This is a genomic window from Xenorhabdus ishibashii (assembly GCF_002632755.1).
In the GTDB taxonomy this organism is placed as follows: Bacteria; Pseudomonadota; Gammaproteobacteria; order Enterobacterales; family Enterobacteriaceae; genus Xenorhabdus; species Xenorhabdus ishibashii.
The window spans coordinates 363,851-384,285 of record NZ_NJAK01000001.1 but is presented as its reverse complement, the minus strand read 5'-3'; the positions used below and the strand labels follow the sequence as shown (position 1 = coordinate 384,285).

General features: G+C 39.1%; 19 protein-coding genes. 4 read left to right on the top strand and 15 right to left on the bottom strand.

Translation table 11 applies throughout. The annotated features are described in order from the left end of the window. The first annotated feature begins 17 nt into the window (after positions 1-17). Entirely contained in the window at positions 18-467 is a 450-nt protein-coding gene (gene matP / locus Xish_RS01900) for a macrodomain Ter protein MatP (protein ID WP_099116460.1), read from the top strand. Positions 468-546: 79 nt separating this feature from the next. On the opposite strand, the gene ompA is transcribed toward matP, so the two are convergent. Beyond that, positions 547-1,665 (bottom strand): porin OmpA, encoded by a 1,119-nt coding sequence (ompA, locus tag Xish_RS01895; protein ID WP_099116459.1) that lies wholly within the window; start codon positions 1,663-1,665, stop codon positions 547-549. Positions 1,666-2,021: 356 nt separating this feature from the next. Next, positions 2,022-2,489, bottom strand: a complete 468-nt coding sequence (gene sulA / locus Xish_RS01890) for an SOS-induced cell division inhibitor SulA (RefSeq protein ID WP_425275011.1) — start codon at positions 2,487-2,489, stop codon at positions 2,022-2,024. 343 nt (positions 2,490-2,832) lie between these two features. On the opposite strand from sulA, the gene Xish_RS01885 reads away from it, so the two are divergent. Continuing rightward, the gene (locus Xish_RS01885) at positions 2,833-3,456 is read left to right on the top strand and encodes a TfoX/Sxy family DNA transformation protein (RefSeq protein ID WP_099116457.1); all 624 of its coding nucleotides are present in this window, start codon (positions 2,833-2,835) and stop codon (positions 3,454-3,456) included. Between the two features lie 49 nt (positions 3,457-3,505). Here the strand turns inward: Xish_RS01885 and Xish_RS01880 are convergent, their stop codons facing one another. The 11 genes from Xish_RS01880 to yccS all read right to left on the bottom strand — a co-directional run bounded on the left by Xish_RS01880 (position 3,506) and on the right by yccS (position 16,746). Next, positions 3,506-4,033 (bottom strand): nucleoside 2-deoxyribosyltransferase, encoded by a 528-nt coding sequence (locus tag Xish_RS01880; protein ID WP_099116456.1) that lies wholly within the window; start codon positions 4,031-4,033, stop codon positions 3,506-3,508. 141 nt (positions 4,034-4,174) lie between these two features. Beyond that, positions 4,175-5,335: a hypothetical protein gene (locus tag Xish_RS01875; protein WP_099116455.1), complete on the bottom strand. Its 1,161-nt coding sequence runs from the start codon at positions 5,333-5,335 to the stop codon at positions 4,175-4,177. A 9-nt stretch (positions 5,336-5,344) separates the two neighbouring features. Then, on the bottom strand, positions 5,345-6,433 hold the full coding sequence (locus tag Xish_RS01870; RefSeq protein WP_099116454.1) for a GNAT family N-acetyltransferase: 1,089 nt from the start codon (positions 6,431-6,433) through the stop codon (positions 5,345-5,347). Position 6,434: 1 nt separating this feature from the next. After that, positions 6,435-7,295, bottom strand: a complete 861-nt coding sequence (locus Xish_RS01865; protein ID WP_099116453.1) for a hypothetical protein — start codon at positions 7,293-7,295, stop codon at positions 6,435-6,437. Next, positions 7,292-8,671, bottom strand: coding sequence for an AAA family ATPase (locus Xish_RS01860; protein ID WP_099116452.1), 1,380 nt, complete (start codon positions 8,669-8,671; stop codon positions 7,292-7,294). Before Xish_RS01860 ends, Xish_RS01865 begins: the two co-directional genes overlap by 4 nt. After that, positions 8,661-9,512 (bottom strand): hypothetical protein, encoded by an 852-nt coding sequence (locus Xish_RS01855; RefSeq protein ID WP_099116451.1) that lies wholly within the window; start codon positions 9,510-9,512, stop codon positions 8,661-8,663. The genes Xish_RS01860 and Xish_RS01855 overlap by 11 nt, the downstream gene beginning before the upstream one ends. Further along, positions 9,509-10,657, bottom strand: coding sequence for a DegT/DnrJ/EryC1/StrS family aminotransferase (locus Xish_RS01850; protein WP_099116450.1), 1,149 nt, complete (start codon positions 10,655-10,657; stop codon positions 9,509-9,511). The genes Xish_RS01855 and Xish_RS01850 overlap by 4 nt, the downstream gene beginning before the upstream one ends. 34 nt (positions 10,658-10,691) lie before the next feature. After that, the gene (locus tag Xish_RS01845) at positions 10,692-11,903 is read right to left on the bottom strand and encodes an MFS transporter (RefSeq protein ID WP_099116449.1); all 1,212 of its coding nucleotides are present in this window, start codon (positions 11,901-11,903) and stop codon (positions 10,692-10,694) included. Between the two features lie 4 nt (positions 11,904-11,907). After that, on the bottom strand, positions 11,908-13,251 hold the full coding sequence (locus tag Xish_RS01840) for an ATP-grasp domain-containing protein (protein ID WP_099116448.1): 1,344 nt from the start codon (positions 13,249-13,251) through the stop codon (positions 11,908-11,910). Between the two features lie 4 nt (positions 13,252-13,255). After that, complete coding sequence (locus Xish_RS01835; protein ID WP_099116447.1) at positions 13,256-14,284, bottom strand: radical SAM protein; 1,029 nt, start codon at positions 14,282-14,284, stop codon at positions 13,256-13,258. A gap of 296 nt (positions 14,285-14,580) precedes the next feature. Further along, complete coding sequence (yccS, locus tag Xish_RS01830; RefSeq protein ID WP_099116446.1) at positions 14,581-16,746, bottom strand: YccS family putative transporter; 2,166 nt, start codon at positions 16,744-16,746, stop codon at positions 14,581-14,583. Positions 16,747-16,812: 66 nt separating this feature from the next. On the opposite strand from yccS, the gene helD reads away from it, so the two are divergent. Continuing rightward, the gene (helD, locus tag Xish_RS01825) at positions 16,813-18,867 is read left to right on the top strand and encodes a DNA helicase IV (RefSeq protein WP_099116445.1); all 2,055 of its coding nucleotides are present in this window, start codon (positions 16,813-16,815) and stop codon (positions 18,865-18,867) included. Between the two features lie 23 nt (positions 18,868-18,890). On the opposite strand, the gene mgsA is transcribed toward helD, so the two are convergent. Together mgsA and hspQ are read right to left on the bottom strand one after the other, a co-directional pair. Beyond that, the gene (gene mgsA / locus Xish_RS01820; RefSeq protein WP_099116444.1) at positions 18,891-19,349 is read right to left on the bottom strand and encodes a methylglyoxal synthase; all 459 of its coding nucleotides are present in this window, start codon (positions 19,347-19,349) and stop codon (positions 18,891-18,893) included. Positions 19,350-19,595: 246 nt separating this feature from the next. After that, complete coding sequence (gene hspQ / locus Xish_RS01815; RefSeq protein ID WP_208614799.1) at positions 19,596-19,916, bottom strand: heat shock protein HspQ; 321 nt, start codon at positions 19,914-19,916, stop codon at positions 19,596-19,598. Between the two features lie 229 nt (positions 19,917-20,145). Between hspQ and yccX the strand changes: the two genes are divergently transcribed. Continuing rightward, a complete protein-coding gene (gene yccX / locus Xish_RS01810) occupies positions 20,146-20,424 on the top strand; it encodes an acylphosphatase (RefSeq protein ID WP_099116443.1) in 279 nt (92 codons plus the stop codon). Positions 20,425-20,435 lie beyond the last annotated feature (11 nt).

Below are 20,435 nucleotides of genomic sequence, written 5' to 3'. Positions count from 1 at the left end.
TGTCACTGAGAGATGAAATGAAATATCAACAATTGGAAAATCTGGAATGTGGCTGGAAATGGGCTTATTTGGCAAAAAAACACCGTGAAGGTGAGCCAATTACTAAATACATTGAAAAAAGTGCCGCACAAGATGCAGTCAATGAACTAATGAATTTGGAAAGTGAGCCAGTCAAGGTACTGAAATGGATTGCTCTGCATATGAATCCGGATTTGTCCAACCGAATGAAGCAAACGATTCGGGCACGGCGTAAACGTCATTTTAATGCGGAGCATCAATATTCGCGTAAGAAATCCATTGATTTGGACTTTAATGTCTGGCAGCGGCTTTCAGCGCTCTCCCGCCGCCGCGGTAATACCCTGTCAGAAACAATCATACAGTTATTGGAAGATGCTGAATATCGGGAAAAGTATGCTCATCAAATGTCGAGTTTGAAGCAGGATCTGGAAGCCATACTAGGGAAATAAGCCTGTTGATAAACAGGGAAGGAATTAAGATAAAAACCCCACCTAAAATGGGGTTTTCAATAAATTGATTAGAATAGCCTTACTGAGCAGCTTTTGGCTGAGTCACTACTTCAGTAGTACCCTGAATGTTGATATCTACACGACGATCTGGAGCCAGACAGTCGATAAGTTTAGAACGAACTTTAATTTTGTCACAGGTAGAGCCAGTGACAGGGTTTGCCTTACCGCGACCTTCTGCCTGAATGCTGTCTGCAGGGATGCCTTTAGCAACCAGATAATCGACGACGGACTGAGCACGTTTCTGGGACAGTGGCAGGTTGTAATTTTGGCTGCCGATGCGGTCAGTGTAGCCGATTACCAGAACCTTACCCTGGGTTGGATCGATTTTAGCCAGTTGGTTATAAAGGTTGTTCAGTTCCTGCTGACCTTCTGCTTTCAGTGTTGATTTGTTGAAATTGAACAGAACATCAGAGCGTAGTGTAAAGCTCTTGCTTTCAACTATAGGTGCTGGCACAACTGGAGGCGCGACTGGTGCAACGACTGGCGCAGCTTCATCCTGACCGAAACGATAAGAAACACCAACGCTCAGCAGGCCATTATCTGGACGGGCGCCAACGGTAGTCGCATCACCGATGTTGTTCACCCACTGGTAATCCAGACGGGTTGCCAGATTTTTGGTCAATGCGTATTCGACACCAATTGCGGCCAGAGGGGAAATACCGGTGTCCCTGTTTTTCAGCCTGCGCTGGTCTTTTTCACCCGTTCCGGCTACTGCGTTGGCGTTGTAGGTTGCAGAGGAATTTGCATGCCATACCATACCACCAAGGCGAGTATAAACATCCAGATTGTCCAGGACAGGGTAGCTCAGTTTAGTGGCCAGTTGAATACCTTGAGCGCGGAAAGCACCATTGTCAGTGCTGCCTTTATAAGCGATGCGACCTAACCAGTCATAACCCAGTTCAAAACCTAGATAGGGGTTTACTTGATAACCAACATAAGCACCTGCACCTAACTGGTTTTTGTGGGGAGAGCCGTTGCCAATCCGGTTATCATAACCATTGCCGTAGAAATTTACGTCATGGTATTGAGACCAACCCAGCTTAGCACCGGTATACCAAGTGTTGTCTTTTGGAGCTGCTTGAACTGCAGTTGCAAAAGCTGCCACTGCCACTGCTACTGCGATAGCTGTCTTTTTCATTTTACGCCTCGTTATCATCCAAATAGGCAATTGGCTTTAAAAGCCTTATTGTTAGCCACTGGTTAAAATGTTTTGTTAGGTAATCATGCTTTAATCAGAAGATGTGTTCTGAAATATAAGAGCGGTCAGCACAACTCCCTAAACTGAGTAAAGTCTACAATGAAGTTAAAAAGTTACAAGTGCACTGTGACTAGTAGCACAAAAAATTTAATTATTGACTGACAAAAAATAAATATTTCTGACGAACATTTACAATGTTTACAATATTAATGCATAGATTCTCATTGCAAACAACATTGATTATCAATGAGTAGCCTGTTTTTTATAAAAAATATTGGGATTAATCCTAATTTTAATTAATGATAGTAATTAGAGTAAATTTGTAGCCTATCTGATTGTGAAATAAATTGATGTGATAAATTTAGTGGGCGCATAATAAAACCGAGAGTAATACCTTTTTGTGCGGCTATTTGTAGCGTATTTAATTGATATTCTGATAATTCAGGCAACCAACCCAATACAATACTGTAATTACCACTCGCTAACGCTTTTTCCATGGCACTAATTGAAGCAATAGGACGGATTTGGTTTAGTTGGACAACTTTATTTAAGGGAAGCCCAGTCTCTATTAGCCATTGGCGACTTAACCTTTTATTAGGATTCACCCAAAGTAACCACCGATTTTCTTTTCCAGACTGGCGTAATAAAGGAAGAAGGATGTGATTAATGACAGTCTGTTGTTCATTGTAAACCAGCTCACTAACCATGCCTTTTATCATGTGTGAAGTGCATTGAGGTGGTTCCAAAGAAGATATTCTTTTCATGGTCATCCCAACCATTGTTTCGTTTATTTTATATTCGTCTACGGTTGTGCCAGTAGCTGTTGTCTTCTCGATGAGATATTCCCACGCTGATCGGATGCTCATAATGTTCCTCGTCATAATAAGCTGTATATTTATACAGTATAACGATATTTGATTAAAAGCAAGTCTCTTTTTTTCAAAGCGCTTCGCAAAAATTTACAGAAATTCGGATTTTTCTGCCTTAACGATTGGCAGTTGGAAATAGATTGCGTATGGTTTTAATTAGTTGTTCTAGTTATCTATTTTATTAACAAAAGGCATGATTAAACATTACTTTGGAATGTGATTCATGGAGTGATAAAAAATGTTTTTATCTGGGACTCGTTTTGCTCAATTGCAACATGGTGTATCTTCACTGGGAACGCTTAAGAAAAAATCTCAATTTGGTGGCATTGGATTGTTAATTGATGATGTTTTATTTGCTATCAGTTCTGATGGAGAGCTTTATTTAAGAGGAAATAGTCATGCTGAGGTACTATTTAAAGCCAGGGGAATGGAAAAGTTTATTTATTCAAAAAGAGGAATACCTGTGACTTTGCGGTATTATCGTGTTAATGAAACACTTTGGCAGGATCAAAAACAGTTATTCGAATACGTAAATTTAGCCTACCAATACACAATGAAGGAAATAATTGATAGGCAAAAAATACCTCTTAGGCTGAAAGATCTCCCTAATTTAGGAATAGCTTTAGAAAGGCAATTATGGAAAGTTGGTATTTCTAGAGTAGAAGAATTAAGAATGTTGGGGGCAAAAGCGACTTATCTCAAACTCCAGCAACATAGGAAAAAAACAAATGTCAGTTTATTGCTTGCATTAGCAGGTGCAATAGAAGGCTGTCATGTTGCTGTATTACCAGAAAAATTACGTGGCGAATTAATTAGCTGGCACAACGAGTTGGTTCACTATAATTCAGATAATCATCCATAATAAGTAAAATTTGGTGAATAGGGGCGTAAGCCCCTACTATTTCTTGGTTTCATGCGACGGCTGAGGTTTTTGGGGTAACTTTCTCTTCTGCTATATACTGAATGGTATGGCTTAATATAGCTGGATCATGTTCAAAATCATTCAGGGGAACATGATGAACCTGAGCAATAGTAGACAGGCCTTTTAGTAGATGGCTGGCAGAGTTATCAAAGGGTTTTTCGGTGACTAATATGATAGGACGTTTTAAGGCGGAAGCCCAACCTAACTCAATATGGGTGCCATCTGTTCTTATTAGTTGTTTCTGTTGTGGGCAGACAGGCAAAATAGCAACAAAAATATCACATTGTTCCATCCATTGGCGATCCCGCCGGGAAACTTCCTCAGGAGTAAATAAGTGTGTTGTTTCGCCAAATTGCTCTGTACGATGAGCCGAAAAAACTTCTGCACCAAGTGATTCCAGATGGTGAATAGCCGATTTAATGTGAACTTGTAATTTATTGTCTAATAGCCTTAACTTCAATGCGTGTTGGATAGGGCCACCAACAAATACTTTAACATCAGGAAATATTATTGACATAGAGTCGCCTCTTATGGAAATAAGTTTTAATGTTTATGAATAGATGATAATAATTTCTTTATACAGATATTAAAGAATTATTATTGGAATAAACTGCATTTTCATTGTTGTGTTATATCTAACTTATGGTTATGTTATGTATTACAATTTTTGATTGGATAATCTATTTTCAATATAATCAGCAATGATATCATCTGAATTATTTTGAAAAATATCATGACAGAAATTAGTGTTGTTTTTTTCTTTTTCAAGAAATTGACTTATCTTATTCATGGCGCGTTTTCTTTCTTTAGGGTTATTAATAAATAAGTTATTGCATTTTTTAATTAATGCTAACCCCTCTTTCTCTGGTAGATATGGAGGGATATCAGGGTAACCATATTCTGGTTGCCATAATAAACCGTATTCATGACTATAATAATTTTGTAAATACACCTCTAATTGTAATTGTTGACTATAGTTTTGGGGTGGTAAGAAAAAAACATCTTTATTGAGAGCGACACATTCATAAAATGTTGTCAGACCCGGATTGGCTAAAACCTTACGAGCACGGTGTAATTTTTGCAGGAAATCATGCCTTGAAAAACAGCCAATATGGATATGAGGATGTGTCTTGGCAAATATTTCTGCCAAATTTACGATAGTTTTACCCCCGCCTGCAATAGTAATGTTGGTTTCATTTTGCAGATAGGGAATAGACAATAACTCTTCGAGGAAATGATAATAAAAATCTGTTGTATCAGCGTAGACTGTATCAATGCCACCAAGAGTAATTAATATACCTTCTGGAGGGTGATCATCCATCATGCATTGTTGTAGAGAATTGTGAAGAATTGGTGGAATAACCTGATAATGACCAAGCTTATCATAGAGTCGTTCAATATTGCGTTCTATTCCATGAAAGTCTTGAATAAATGTCTTTTCAATTTTGTGCAGATCAACATGAAGATTATCCCACATCCAAAATAGAGTGTCGATATAGATAATTGCTGTATTAAAATTTGAAACGAACTCAATCGAGTTAAGATTAGTATTAATGATATACAAACTTGCACCAGAAATAAGCTCAGAATAGCGTGATAGTTCTGTAACTGAAGTGGTATCACATTCATAAACCTCATCAAACAGGCCAGATTTTTGACCTAATTGAGAAGAAGTCAGTGTGCCTAATAAAATAAATTTAGTGTCCGGTGTTAATTTATTTCGGTGCTTTAATTTTTCCACCACATTTAACGTGGTGGATATTGGACCAAAACAGAATGGGTCTGCGTCAAAAATAATATATGGAATATTTTTTAACATATTGTTCTCTCATAAAGGAATATTTACATTTTCTATATCAAATTGTTTGGTATAAGGACAATATAAAAAAGTACTACCATGGAGGTTATTAAGATGTAATCGTCCAGAAAGATTGAGATTATTTGTCATTAAATGAGCTAAGAAAATATTGTGCAAATTTTGATGGGAGATAATAATCCGCATAGAAGATGTTGATAGCTCATCGCCAATTTGCATAATAAAACGATGGATTCTATCAGCCGCATCCATCACCTGTTCTGAATCTTTGAAAGGAGAATCAAGGGGGGTATACAGTAACCGATAAGCATAATCTTCACCATAATGATGCGGAATATCCGCAAGTTTCATACCAATAAGCTCTTCTGGAAAGAATTCACAAAGTGCATCAGTCTCTTGTATTGAACAAGATTTATATGCTGAGCTGAGGGCTTTGGCAGTTTCAAGTGCCCGTCGTTGAGGTGAGGTATAAACATTTTGCCACGGAAGTTTCCCTAATATTCGTCTACCAATTTCTTCAGCCTGTTTGATTGAAGTGGCATCAAGGGCGATCACATTATCTTCAGGACAGTAATCTAAATGGTCAAGCGGGGTAATTTTCCCATGTCTGATCCACAGTATCTTTAAGGGGGGGATGGGGCCATTGTAGTGTATGCGTCCATCTGCTTGATGGCTGCTTGAAAGTCCATGAGATTGCCAAAAAAAGTTGGCATTTTTTCCTGCATCTGTCTCCAAATGAACATGTGTGGCACCGTGGCGACGTCCCCATTGCAACATGGCATGCCATAACCCATAACCCAGCTTCTGGCGCTGGTATTCATCCCTGATATAAAATTCAGCAATATTCAGGGTCACTTTTTCTTCTCGTTCAAGATACACATTGGCTAATCCCACTAATTGTTTGGCAGCTAGCAACAAAAACAGCCCCCTGTCACCTTGTAGGATGCGTTGTTCAAGGATAGTATGGTTTTCCTTTGCAATAGCCTCTTCTGACTGATCCCCAAAGACTTCTGGCCAATGGCGTTGAAAATATTCTCCATAAAGATGAAGAAATGAATTCCACAAGGGAGATTGAGGGGTAACTTGTTTGAGTTCTAACATTTTACTGACTCCATTCAACTCTTGATGAATTAAACATCAACATAACTTTTTCACACCATTGATGATAATTTAAACTGGCATGCTCTTTTTCTTGTCGAGGTTTGGCAAGTAACGGCTGAACCATTCCCTGATGTTTAAGTAATTTTTGCAGGGAGGGAGAACATTTCCCCCAATTTAATACGGTACGATAGGGGCTTGATTGGTAAGAAGCGTACAGTGAGACATTGTGGATATCATCTTCAATAAAATGAGATTGTAGGTGCTCTCTTAATGCCGCGAATTTTTCTTCGGCTGCGGTATAAAAAGTAGAAAAAATATTTCTGACAGAAGAGGGAATATGCTCTCTGTTTGTTAGGCGAAGGCGCAATGCCCCACCAGTACGGATAAGTTTATTGCCGTTGAAAGAATAATAAGCGGCATGAACATGCAGGATCTCCTGTAAACAATCTTTCTTTCCATAACCCTGAGAAAGATCCAGAAATACATGAATATTGGGATTGTTTTGTATTTCTCGCAAAAACTCCATGCAGCCTGGATCGATATAACCCAAAGGATGAGCGAGAAGTATGGCACATGGTTGTGGAAGAGAATTTAGCATTGCCATCGTAGCCTGGATATCCGCTTGCAAAATCATGCTGGCTTGCTTTGGCGGTAAAACAGGATAGAAAAGTGGTTGCCAATTGGCTGCGTAAACAGATTCAACCATGCTTTGACATATCCACTCTGGCATCAGGCAATAGCCCTGAGTCGCTACAGTTTGTAGATCTTCGCGGAAAAAATCTCGTACTGAACAGCCATAATTCATGATATCTTGCTGAGACGGTATACCTTGTAAAGAGAGTAGATTGCGGTGAAATATCATGGTGTGATCCTGAGATGAAGACGCTCAATATATTCATTGGCTAACTGGTCATAGAATTCATTTTCTCTGCCCCATAGATCAAGTTGAAGGCCAGTATAAGGGCAATAGAGCGTTTCCAGATGACTAATCAGGCAATTGATTCCCATTAATTTCTCTCTACCCAGATAGCTACAACCCCATTTAGCGGCATACCATTGACCCGCACCGTTATTTATCATCAATGACCAGGCACCAGGAGTGCCGTTATCGTCATAAGTGACTGCCAGATGATATTGGTTACTTTTGGATAATAGGCCAGGGAGATATTGGAGATCCTCACGGCTCAGGCTGCGCATATCACTCTGTTGAATGGTTTTCCAGCCTTTTGCGTCTATATATAGCGCATCTTGCCACAATTGCTCTGTTTGACTCGATGTACTGTAACGTGTGACGGTATGGTGAGTGCGTGCTTTCTTAAGACTGCGTTTTAATCGTGTTGAATGCTGGATCAAAAAGTCAGCGACTGTTGTTTGAGGAGGTACGTTGACAATAGGGGCTGACCATTTGCTCTCTTCATGACATTGTAAACCCTGTTGTTGTGCTAAATCATGCAGGTAGAAATAGGCGTGGGATTTTGCGTTCAGATACTTAAATAAAACAGGTTGCAGCTTTAAAAAAGAGAGTAATGCTTTTTCTTCTTGGGCCGTAAAAGTGAAATCGAAGAAAGTATTGCTTTGCCACTGTTGCTGACCTTTTTGCCAAACCAGATCAACATACTCAAAACGCCGGAATTCAGGGTAACGTAATGCTGTTCCTAAACGCCATAAATGAGAAGTGGTTGGATTGGTAAAAAGAGCTATTGGTGCAGATTGTTGCATAATTGCCTGGCTTATCAGTGCGACAATACTGTCTGGAGAATATTTCGCACTATCAAGCAAAGTTTCATGAGGTACATTGTAATCCCATAAACTATCCTGGGCGACTTCTCTGATACGGGAGGCTGGCAAACGATCTTCTATAGCTCGCTCCTGATTACGGACAATTAGTGTTGGTTCCTGCGCAACGAGCCGATAATGCAGAATTCGAACACCTTTTCGCGTAAATAGGGAATGGATAGCGTCAATTTCTTCAGGATAAATGAATACGCCATCCAGAATGATCAAGTCACTGCCCGCATCAAGGCAATCATCAGCAACCTTTAACAACCGCAAGGTATCTTCCATGATGATTTTTGGCGTAAGGGGTGTTCTTGGTTCAACAAAATGATGAAAAGTATCCCATGGTAAATAGGAGACGGTCAGCCCCTGCGCCAGCATGACCTCTTTCAAGCGGTTGCATGTGGTGGATTTACCACTTGCCGGTGTTCCTCTAATGACAACAACAGTTTTATGCTTCATTGCCTAATACCTTTAATTGCCAGCCTCGCATGATATCTACAATAGAATGTTGATTAAAGATGGTCTGATAATAATCGTCATGACCAATTTTAGCGGCACGATGCAGAATCTGTTTTGCGGTAAGACGTAACTCGATTTTATGATTGCTATTGCCCAAACACATTTCCTTACCTTGTGTGTTTGGTGGCGGGGTGTAAAGCAATATATTGCAATGCTGTCCAATAGCATGATAGTAAATCTGGATTGCTTTTTGTTGCGTGGTATTTTCCACAAACTGCGCTTGCTCTGGAGGAATTTCAAGTGCTGTGCTGAGGAATTCGGGGGTATAAAGGGTAATGTTGCGGTAATACACATCCAACATCATCTGTTCTTCATCTGTTCCCTGCGGATAAGTAGCATCCGGTTTTTTGGCGTAGAGACCATATAACATCGAGGTTGGCAACACTGTCTTGATGTGGGGAACCAATTGATCAATATGTTGGCGGATCTTATCTTCGCAGGTATCCACCCAATAGATTGGGGGTAAAGGGATGTTAAGCTGCTCCAAAGTATAAACAATGCCGGCTTCTAACCATTCTCTCATTGTTTTGTGGTTAGCTTGTTGAGGATCAAAATGCAGCAAGTCGGCCATCATAATTGCTTCATGGGATTGAAAATAGAGATAAACAGGGGCATTGTGCTGTGAAGCGATAATTGCTGGCAACACAGAATCGATCAAATCTTGTAGTGAAAGTCGGGCAGGTACACCTTTTGCATAACAGATACAAGAGCCTCCCAACACATATTGAACAGGCTGATCTTTCCCGCTGAGTTGAGTGAAAAAGTCCTTGTCTAATATCATGATAGGTTCCCTTCCATAGCCCACTGTAAAACATTTTCGTAAGTCGTATTATCAATAGGTACAGGCAGGCAAATGCGGTCACTCACGATGACTTTATGTTTTTCTAATGCTGATGCAGGGAATGGACTGTCCTGCAGAGCCCAAGGGAAATGGTCAGAGTAGGGAGAAAGCTGATTTTTTATAATCGGATGGTTAGCCAGATCCCAGGCTTGCCAATCATATAGTAGTGTTGAATTGAAGCGTTCTTTGGGCAATTTGCTGCGTTTTAACCAGACAGAAACGGGTATCGTACCCTCCGGACGTGGGGTGATCCAATCTATGGGTAAATGTTGCAGGATTGTCTGATAACGCTCTATTAATAAGGCACGAAACTGTTCAATATTTTCCAGTTGGTTAATCAGTAATGCAGCTTGTATTTCATTGAATTTATTATTGTCACCAAAACCAATACTATTGCTCCAATCTGGATAGCCTTCTGCTGTACGCTCAGCACCGTGGTCAGTCATCATGCAGGCATTGGTGAACAGAGAATTACTTTTGGCAATCAGTAAACCGCCCTCACCACTACTGATTAATTTATTGGCCTGAAAACTGAAACAACCATATTCGCCAAATGTGCCCACAGGCTGATTTTGATATTTTACCCCCATCGCTTGTGCACAGTCTTCAATCAGGTACACATTATGTTGTTGGCAAATTTGGGCGATTTCAGCAATTGAAGCAGCAGTGCCTTCCAAATGAACGGCAATGACTGCCAGAGGTTTGGTATCCATTTGATTTAACGTCTTGTTTAATTCCTTTGGACACATCATGCCATTGCCATCGACATCAACGAGAACAGGGATTAATCCGCAACTGAGCACGGCATTAGCAGTAGCAATAAATGAAATGGAAGGAATGAGTACCCATTGCCCTATTTTGGGTCTAAGTCCAAGCAAAGCCGCTTTGAGCGCGACGGTACCATTTGTCAGTAGGATGGCATGTTGGGTATGCAGAATATTTTGTAACAGCCTTTCTGCCTGACAGCAATATTGGCTCTCTGTGGCATATCTAAACACCGCTTTATTATCAAGAACGGTTTGCAAGTGGTATTGTATATTATCAGCAATCTTGGTATTACCGAGATAAGGTCTAAGATATGACATAGTATAATCCTAATAATCAATATTTTTATTAATATCACCTGTGCCAATGATGAACCGGAGCAGGTACTTTATTCATTTGAATTATTAAATAAACAGCTATTGCAATCAGTAAAAGTATGGAGAAACCGCCCACAGGTAAAAAAGATTGTGTGGAGCCAGGAGCAATAGATACGGTGATTGCAGCTATTGGGAATGAAAAATTCATTGTGATCTGAAATAAAGAAAATAGACGACCTTGTTGCATTTCCAGTCCCTTTTGATAAATGGTCTTGGTAATTAAGATATTGAAATACATTATTGCAATGTTATAGAGTAAATAGAAAAAGGATTTAGCATAAAAAATTTGTAGCTGAAAAAACAGAATGCCAAATATAAACAGACCAATAAATATTGAAATGGGATAACGTTGGATACGATTATCAACGCTGGTTTTATTGAGTAATGTTGTAAAGAAAATGGGTATTAGGGCACTAAGTAAATAGAACAGGGTGACCAATCCATAACTTTCATTCGCCAAACTTTGCATAACAACAACAGGGAGTGCCACCATCAAAAACGCATTGGCAAAAATGGTGAAGACAATAGCAATGGCAAATATCTTATAATAACTTTGTTGAAACACAGAACGTAACCCAACGGATAACTGAGATTTTTGCTCTGCTGTACGTTTTATTTTCATTTTTATCATAAGATAGCAGACATAAAAATAAGGCAGCAGAGAGAATAGCTTGATAGTCACAATCGTATCTATTCCTTGAGTAATTCCCAGTAAGGCACCAAATCCAGGGCCAAGAGCTGAAATAAGCGATGTAGCAATAACAATATAGAGAGAGACATTCAAATGCTTACCACCTTGTTGCTCTGTCCAGTCATTAAGTTCATGCCAGGCAACACGAGACCATGGAATTTCATAGGCAAAAAGAAATTCCAATAATGAAATAAACAAAAGCAACATAATGGGAGAAAATGTTATTTTGCTCAATAACAATATTAATAATAACAATGTGCTAAAAATTTCAATCAATAATATAACAATACGGAAGCTCCAAATATTTGTTGAGTAATCAATTTTATAGCCCCATAACAAAGCGCCAATGGATGTGAATAAAAATATGACTCCCATATTGGCATAATAGTATGTCGCTGGTGTATTTTCAGATAATAGTATATAGGGGTACCCGACGGCAAGAATACTTGATCCAACACCATTAATAAATAAAGAAATAAGAAACAAATATCTTATCATCGTATTAATCTTGTTTTATGATTGTGTAATGGAATTTAGAGTTGTAATTGTTTAAATATTTCAAACACTCATGTTCATTTTTAGCGGAGCAAATAATATACCCCATGTTTTCAGTGTAATGGGTGTTGGAAAAATAACTACCCGTTTTGGCATATTGCTTCCATTCAATCACATGCTCATCAATAATTTCTTCTATAGGCGTTATGGATTTTACTTCTCCAATCGGTGGATTAAAAATGATCATGCCAATGCAATTGAGATCAGCATTCTCTATGGAGAAAGAAAGCTCTTTGCAAACCAAAGCAGGGGAAATTAATGCATTGATAAAGACATCAAAGGCATGCTTACTATAGGCTTGCGCATGAAGATCGAATAGTCTGAGTCCTGGTGGACGTGATGCGGTTTCGCAAAGTATGAGATTGTCGGTATTTTCTTCAATGAAGATTTCAGTATGAGTAAAACCGTATTCGAGATTGAATGCTTGCAATATCCGTCGATTAAATTCAAACAGCCTGTGGCTATCAGAAGAATTTGGCAGCATGGTATGCCATATAAAATGACTGGGTTTGGGTTGATCGGAAGAAAGTAATGAACAGGCGTAAGCACCGATGCCTTGATAGATAACCTTATGCTGGAATACTGCTGCATCAACATGCAGTAATTTACCTTGGATTTTTTCTTCCACTAGATACTCTTCAGGTGCATCAAGTTCCTGTAATGCATGAAACAAGGAAGTGCGGTTTGGATGCTCGGTAACTCCCATCGACCCCCAAAATGAACGTGGTTTTACAATAAAACCAACCTGGTTGCCTTTGTGCTTGGCAGAATTCTCAACGGATTCAGTAAAGACCTCGAAATGTTCAGGTGAGGTTAGTATTTCTGATGCTAGCGTGAATTTGGGACAAAATAGCCCATGTTCATTGGCAGTCTTCCGCATTATCCACTTATCTCTAAATGATTGGGCGACATCAATTATGCGGGTATCTTGGTTAATATGGGTTGCGATGGTAGCCATCAATTCAACATGAAGCTCAGAAAAAGCCATAAAATAATCGATGTGAATTGGAGCCGTGATAATTGATAGTGTGTCTTTGACCTGTTTTAGTGCTTCTATTATTTTTTTACAGGCGTGGTTAGCTAACGGATCATCAACCACTATATATGCTAATGCTAAAGAGCAATCCGTTGAGTCCAGCCATTTTTTCTTGATCAACAGAATAAGATTTAAATGACATTGATAGCAGAGTTGAACAAAACGTTCACTATCTTTGATATCTGGCATACAGAAGATAGTCGGCTTCCCGCAATGAAAATTAGCCTGATTATTGATATGTATTTCTAGAGACATGGTTTTACCTTAATCTATTGGCAGGATCACAGCCTTTAATACAGTTACAAGTGATTACGGGATACATTTTTTTACGGAAGAGTGAGAATTTATCACCATGCCAAATATCGTGTAATGAACTTTCCAAGACATTCCCCATAATATATTGCTCAGGGTTTGGTCGATACATCGTGGTATCGCAAGGGTAGACATTTCCTGTTACGGCATCAATAAATAGTGTTGTCAATGGAATGGCACATGCTTTTTTGCCAGATGCGTTATAATGTCCCATTTCAGCGCGGCAATAATCCTCCTTATTACGGCCGAAAATTTCATAATTGCCATCCATAAATAGATGGCGTGAAATCTGTTTACTTTCCAGTAGAGTATTTATTTTCTGCATAAATAAATTAATTTGAGCAGTATTTAAAAACAGCAAAGGATAATCTTTAATCGGAATAAGATTAACACCATCAACGTTCAGTTCGGCCATTTTAAGCAGAAATTTATCGATAGTGTCATAATTTAATGAAGTAACAACATGGTTGACGACAATAATAGAGCCGGATATTTCCTGCTTAATATATTCCATAGCATCATAGAGATTGTTTGTTAACCAACGAATGCCTCGTGACTCGCCATTTTTTTGGGGGTCTACATGATCAATTGAGATATAAAATTTTCTGACAAGATGGCTCTTGTTTTGTACACGATTGAAGATCTTTTTTGATAAAGCAGTTCCATTGGTTGTAATGGAGATTGGTGTATTTTTGTTACAATCCAGAATAGCCAGAAAATCTTTTGATAAAAAAGCTTCTCCTCCATGAATATTGACTTCCTGTGGTGATAGGGCCTCTAACTCTTGCCAAAGTCTAATCATGTTTATTTGTTTGTGTGCATCAATCTGAGCGGTTTGCCACACATCGCAAAATTCGCAACGTGCATTACAAATATTATTTATGCGTATAAATGCATAATTAAGTTTAGGGGTGACAAAAAGCTTTTCTGGATCCAGACCAATAGGGTATTTAGCAATGGCAATAGTCTCTTCCATATTATTTCCATTTGTTTATAGATTCAAAAGTGATAATTATTACTATCAATAAAAGGTAAAATAAATATAATTGATTGTTGTTTTTTTAGAGATTTGAAACTTTACAGAAGTTTCGCATATAATCAATATCAAAAACGAATGCTTATGATATTAATATTTGTAAGTATCAATTTTTATTGAAATTGATGGGATGTTTATATAATTTATTTTATGGTCGTTTTTTAATAGTGTTTATTAAATTGTTGGGAAACAATCATTTCATTTCCAAGGGCAGTGTTGCCCCTGGAGATAATTTATTAGTGTGGTTCTTGCTTACTGATTTGTTTTTTTAAACAAACAATTTCCGGTAATAGTTCAATGAGCAATCCTATTTGCTGTAGTATAAGTTGGACTTTACTGTTACTTTCAGAAGGTATCAGATTAATTTTTTCTAACAAATTATTTACCGAGGCTTGCAATATAGCATCATTTATCTGGCCTTGTTCTAATGTGGATTCAACATAACAGATTGCGTTATTAAGAATATCTAAAATTGCCGGATCGTTAAGTTTATCTCGATGAGCACCCAATGCAGAAATATAACTTAACATGGTGTGATTAAGGCAGAGCAGACGGAAAGCAGCTTCTTGGGAAATACGATAACTTTTGGGTTCCGATGCCATATTTGAAATCACTGATGCCAGTTCAGCATCATAATTGTGAGCTTCACGACGGGCGACCCGATAACTCAGACTATTGCTTTTGCCTTGGTGATATTGGGTTAAAATCGCACTAAGATAGCGGCAATTAGCTCCCATTGTGCGGCTAATTACTTGAGGTAATTGACGAAAATTCCAATCTGGCCAGATGAAACTGACAGCAAGTAAAGCAATACCACAACCTATCAATGTATCGATAATTCTTGGTAATGCTACTTCAAATCCTTCGCCTAATAAATTGAAACTCAGTAATACCAATAAAGTAATAAAGAGCGTTGCATGTGCATATTGGCTATTACGAAAGGCAAAGAACAGCATGCCAGAAATAACAATCAATACCAATTGACCTTCAATAGAAGGAACAAAATAGAGAATGGGCAGGCCAATTAGAATTCCCGCCAGTGTACCCATAACACGTAAAGCCAGACGGCGACGAGTGGCGCTATAATTTGGCTGGCAGACAAATAAACTGGTTAATAAGATCCAATATCCGCGCTGTAAATCAAATAGCTGAATAATGGCATAACCAGTGCACAACAAAATGGACATGCGAATCGCATGGCGGAATAGAGCAGATTTGGGGGTTAAGTTACTTTTGATCCTAAACCATATATCACGCCAGCCAGTTAACGCTTCATTCGATAACTGTGTTTCTTCTTGTTTATCTTTTGGAACGGTATCTTGAGAAAAAAGATATTGACCCGAACCGAGTCCTGTTAATTGAGCATCAATGGCACGTAAGTTTTTTAACAAATTATCAAATGCCATAATCTTAGCATCAGTGCCTTGCTGATTTCTTAAACGCTCAATCGAGCTTTCAAGGTAGTTGAATGCATTTTCAAACCGAGGGTTATGTTGATATTGTTTATGCAGAAGAATAGATTGTGAAACCTGCTCACATGCTCTGGCTTGCATGGAAAGCAATCTCTGGACACGGAACATAATATCACTATGGCGAAATACTTCTCTTAGCTTTTGATATTGAATATGGGATGAACTGGCACGTTCATGGATATCCTGTGCTACAAAATAATAATGTAATGTATGGCGAGTACCCCGTTGTCCCCTGTCTCCCTTTAAACGACTTAACAAAGAACTTTTGGCCTGATTGAGTGTTGCAACTAACGCGCTGTTTGCCATGGCAACATCAAATACAGATTGTTTATATTCCTCAGCCTCAGAATCGGGATCAAATAGACTGGTTTTAGTATAAAGATATACTGAAAGTTGTTGATAACAGCGTGCTAAATTTTCTTGCAAGGGACGAATAGGAAATAATAAATGGCCTGTTAATGTCAGCAAATTATACCAAATTGCGCCAATAAGCAGTAATAAAGGCTGTTGGTACCAGACAGGGAAGATTGACGAACCAAGCATGGTATAAATGGCAATCAATAACGCACCAAAAGCGATGGTGGCGTAACGTTGCCCTAGTGCACCAAGCAAGATAAAGCCACAAGTGGATATCGCCAAACCTAACATAAAAAACCATGGATAGGGAAACAGCAGAGTAATAGAAGCAGAGGCAGCAAAGAAAGAAATTAAGGTAATAGTGAGGTTACGTAATCGTCCAACTAAGCGGTCATCCAAGTCGGTTAATGCTGCCGCAACGACGCCCAATAGCAGTGGAATTGTTATTTTGAGTTCTTCCCCTAATAGCCAAGGGATAAGAGTGCTTCCTGTTAGTGCAATGAATATACGGATATAATAGAGGGTGTGACTGTTATACAAAAAATGGCGGGAGCTGGATAAAACCGTTAGCACAAAATACCCCTAACAACATTTACGTGATGAAGTAGTTCAACAATTTTCAGGTACGGTGCCACGACAATGGAACTAAAATCAACGCAAATCGGCCAACGCCTCGCTCAACACCCTTATAATCGGGTACGTTTACTTAATGCTGGCATTGAAGTGAGCGGTGATAAGCACCAGTACCTTATTCCATTTAATCAATTAATTGGTATTCAGTGTAAGCGAGGGATTGTTTGGGGGGAACTGGAATTTGAATTGCCAGAAGCAAAAGTGATTCGCTTGCATGGCACTGAATGGCAGCAAACACAGCGTTTTTACCATTATCTATTAAAAAAGTGGCAAAAATGGAGCGTCGACATGAGCGATGTCAGTGCTGGTGTTTTGGCAGCTCAAGTAAATGAAATAGTTAAAATCAAGCAACAGAATCGTTGGCTGAAAACTGCTGATTTAGCTTTTGTGCAGCAACAAATCCAAGAAACATTTCAGGCTTTACCCTTACCATTACAACGAATCGCACAATTTGAAAATTGTCGCGACAATTATAAGATTTGCCTGAATTGGTTAGAGGAAGGTGAAAAGATAATCCAAACGCTGAACCGGCAATGGATTGATCACATGCTGGTACAATATGAGCAATTCTTTCAGACAATAGAAACAGCGCCACTTGATCGTTCTCAGTGTCAGGCAGTTATTAATGGTGAACAAAATATTCTGGTATTAGCGGGGGCAGGCAGTGGAAAAACGTCTGTTTTAGTTGCGCGTGCGGGGTGGTTATTGTTGCGTCAACAAGCACTTCCTGAGCAAATTTTGTTGTTAGCTTGTGATTGTCAGGCTACTGATGGAATGAATGAACGTATTCAGGCTCGTTTAGGAACCCAAGAAATAAAAGCAAAAACATTTCATGACCTGGCACTGCATATTATTCAGCAAGGTAGCAATAAGTCACCAAAAATTAGTGAGCTGGAAATTGATGCCCAAAAGCGCCGAGATTTTCTCATCCAAGAATGGCAAAAACAGTGCAGAGAAAAAAAAGCACAGGCTAAAGGCTGGCGAGAATGGCTGAATGCAGAATTAGATTGGCAATTACCGGAAGGTGAATATTGGCATGATACGTTATTGACGACGCGTTTATCGGTTCGTTTAGAACGTTGGCTGGAATTAATGCGTATGCATGGTGGCAGTCAAAAAGAGATGATTGAACAGGCTCCTGCGGCTTATATTGATATATTTCAGAAACGCCTGCAGCTTATGGCACCTTTGCTGAAATCCTGGAAATTGGCATTAAAATCTGAAGGGGCAATCGACTTTTATAGTTTGATCCATCAGGCGGTGAATATTTTACAGAAAGGTCGATTTATCAGCCCGTGGAAACATATTCTGGTGGACGAATTTCAAGATATTTCACCTTTGGGGATCAAATTATTGACGATATTGAAGATACAAAACAAACAAAGTCATCTATTCGCTGTGGGAAATGATTGGCAGGCAATCTATCACTTTAGTAATACTGAATTATCATTAACGACTGCATTTTCAACCTATTTTGGTAAAGGGGTTGAATGTGCATTAGAAACAGCTTATCGATTTAATGACCGTATTGGGGAAATAGCCAACCAATTTGTGCAACAAAATCCTTACCAATTAAAAAAGCATCTCACTAGCCTGACAAAAGGCAATAAAAAATCAGTTGTGATTTTACCGGAAGAGCAGCTAGAGGCATTGCTTAATAAAATGAGTGGTTATGTTACTAAGCAGGAAACCATCTTATTATTGGCTCGCTATCATTATCTCAAACCAGAATTATTGAAAAAATCGCTGACGCGCTGGCCAGATTTGAAGATTGAATTTATGACAATTCATGCGGCTAAAGGGCGGCAAGCCGATTATGTCATTATATTGGGGTTACAGCAGGGTAAAGATGGTTTTCCGGCACCAGAGAGGGAATCTGTGATGGAACAAGTTTTATTGCCACAACCTGAAAATTTCCCTGATGCGGAAGAGCGTCGTCTTTTATATGTTGCATTGACGCGAGCAAAGAAGCAGGTATGGTTAATGCAGAAACTGAAAAGCCCATCTGTTTTCATTCAGCAACTGGTGCGGTTGGGAGTACCGATTCAGCGTAAGCCCTAAATTTTTCCTGATGACTGTTGACGTCATTTCAACCTCTCGTTGAGATAATGCTGATAATCTGGCACGCAAATATCAACATCCTGAGAAAAAAGTACTGAATTGATAAGAAAATCGGCAGTTGAGCAGTTTGTTGCAACAGGAATATTCCAAACCGTTGCTACACGTAGCAGAGCTTTAACATCAGGATCGTGAGGAACCGCGTTTAAAGGATCCCAAAAGAAAATTAAGACATCGATTTTGCCTACAGAAATCAGTGCACCAATTTGTTGGTCACCTCCCATTGGTCCACTCAACATACTCGTCACTGGCAATCCTGTTTTTTGCTTAATTAAGTGTCCCGTTGTGCCTGTGGCACATAAGGTATGCTTTACCAACAAAGCCTTATGGGTATTAACCCAAGCCAGCAGAGAGTTTTTACAATGATCGTGTGCAACAAGAGCAATCTTTTTTGATTCAGGTAAGGTGCGAACAGTTGATTCCATAGAAATACCTTTATATGAATAAATTATTTATCATAAACACTGTAGCAGATAAACCAAATGAAAAATGCTGCGGGGATATAGGGAAACAAAATGAGCGTTCAATATATAGCAAGGATTAGATATTGTGATGGTTCGGTGTCCAAAAATTGAGATCCCGCGATTGGGGATGGAAAAATGAAACAGGTGGCGATTGGTTCATAATTCACCACCTTATTGTTATGATTTGGATAACGGTAACAAGCGTATTTAATTTCGTAATCGTGGAGCTTGTAATTGATTGCGGATAGATTCAGCTAACTCATCCAGAGAAGATTGCTCTGGATGTTCATCTGATGTTTCGTAAGTCAATTGGGCTTCTGCCAAATAAGTATGGATAGGTTGACCATCGTCATCTTCCATTACAACGTGATACCACGGCGCTGAACGTAAGGTGGCATTAGATGCGATATCATTTTCCTGCGGCTGTTCTAAAGAATATTCAGCATCAATATCTACAATAACACCCAAATAACCCAGCAATTTATGTCGTACTTGCTGGCCGATACCGAATTTGCTGGCGATCATCATAGTCACCTCCAAAGAAACCTTGCAATGACTTTTATATAAGGGCGGTAAGGTAAATTTCAAGCGCACACCCGGTAACGGTAGCCGGAATTTTGCATGATTTTTGAAACTAAGGTGGCATGTGACCGCCATCTCATAATTTTAGGTTAGCTGTTGCGTATATAAAATACAATAACAAAAGTAGGTTTAACGTTTCAAAGTTCTCATCATCTTATCTGGGAGGAATATAACGATGACTAAATGCAACATGACTATTTATGTTTATGGAAGGGTGCAGGGAGTTGGATTCCGTTATCACACCTACCGTTGGGCAAAGAAAAATAAGCTGGCGGGATATGTCCGTAATATGAATGATGGGAGTGTGAAGATCGTCGCTTGTGGCAACGATGCACAAATCAACATGTTAATACATTGGCTAGAGCAGGGGGGGCCTTCGGGGGCCAAAATAGAACATTTTCAATCTCAATTTTGTGAAGCAGAAGAGATGAGTGATTTTAGCATCCGTCATTAGTGACGGATGAA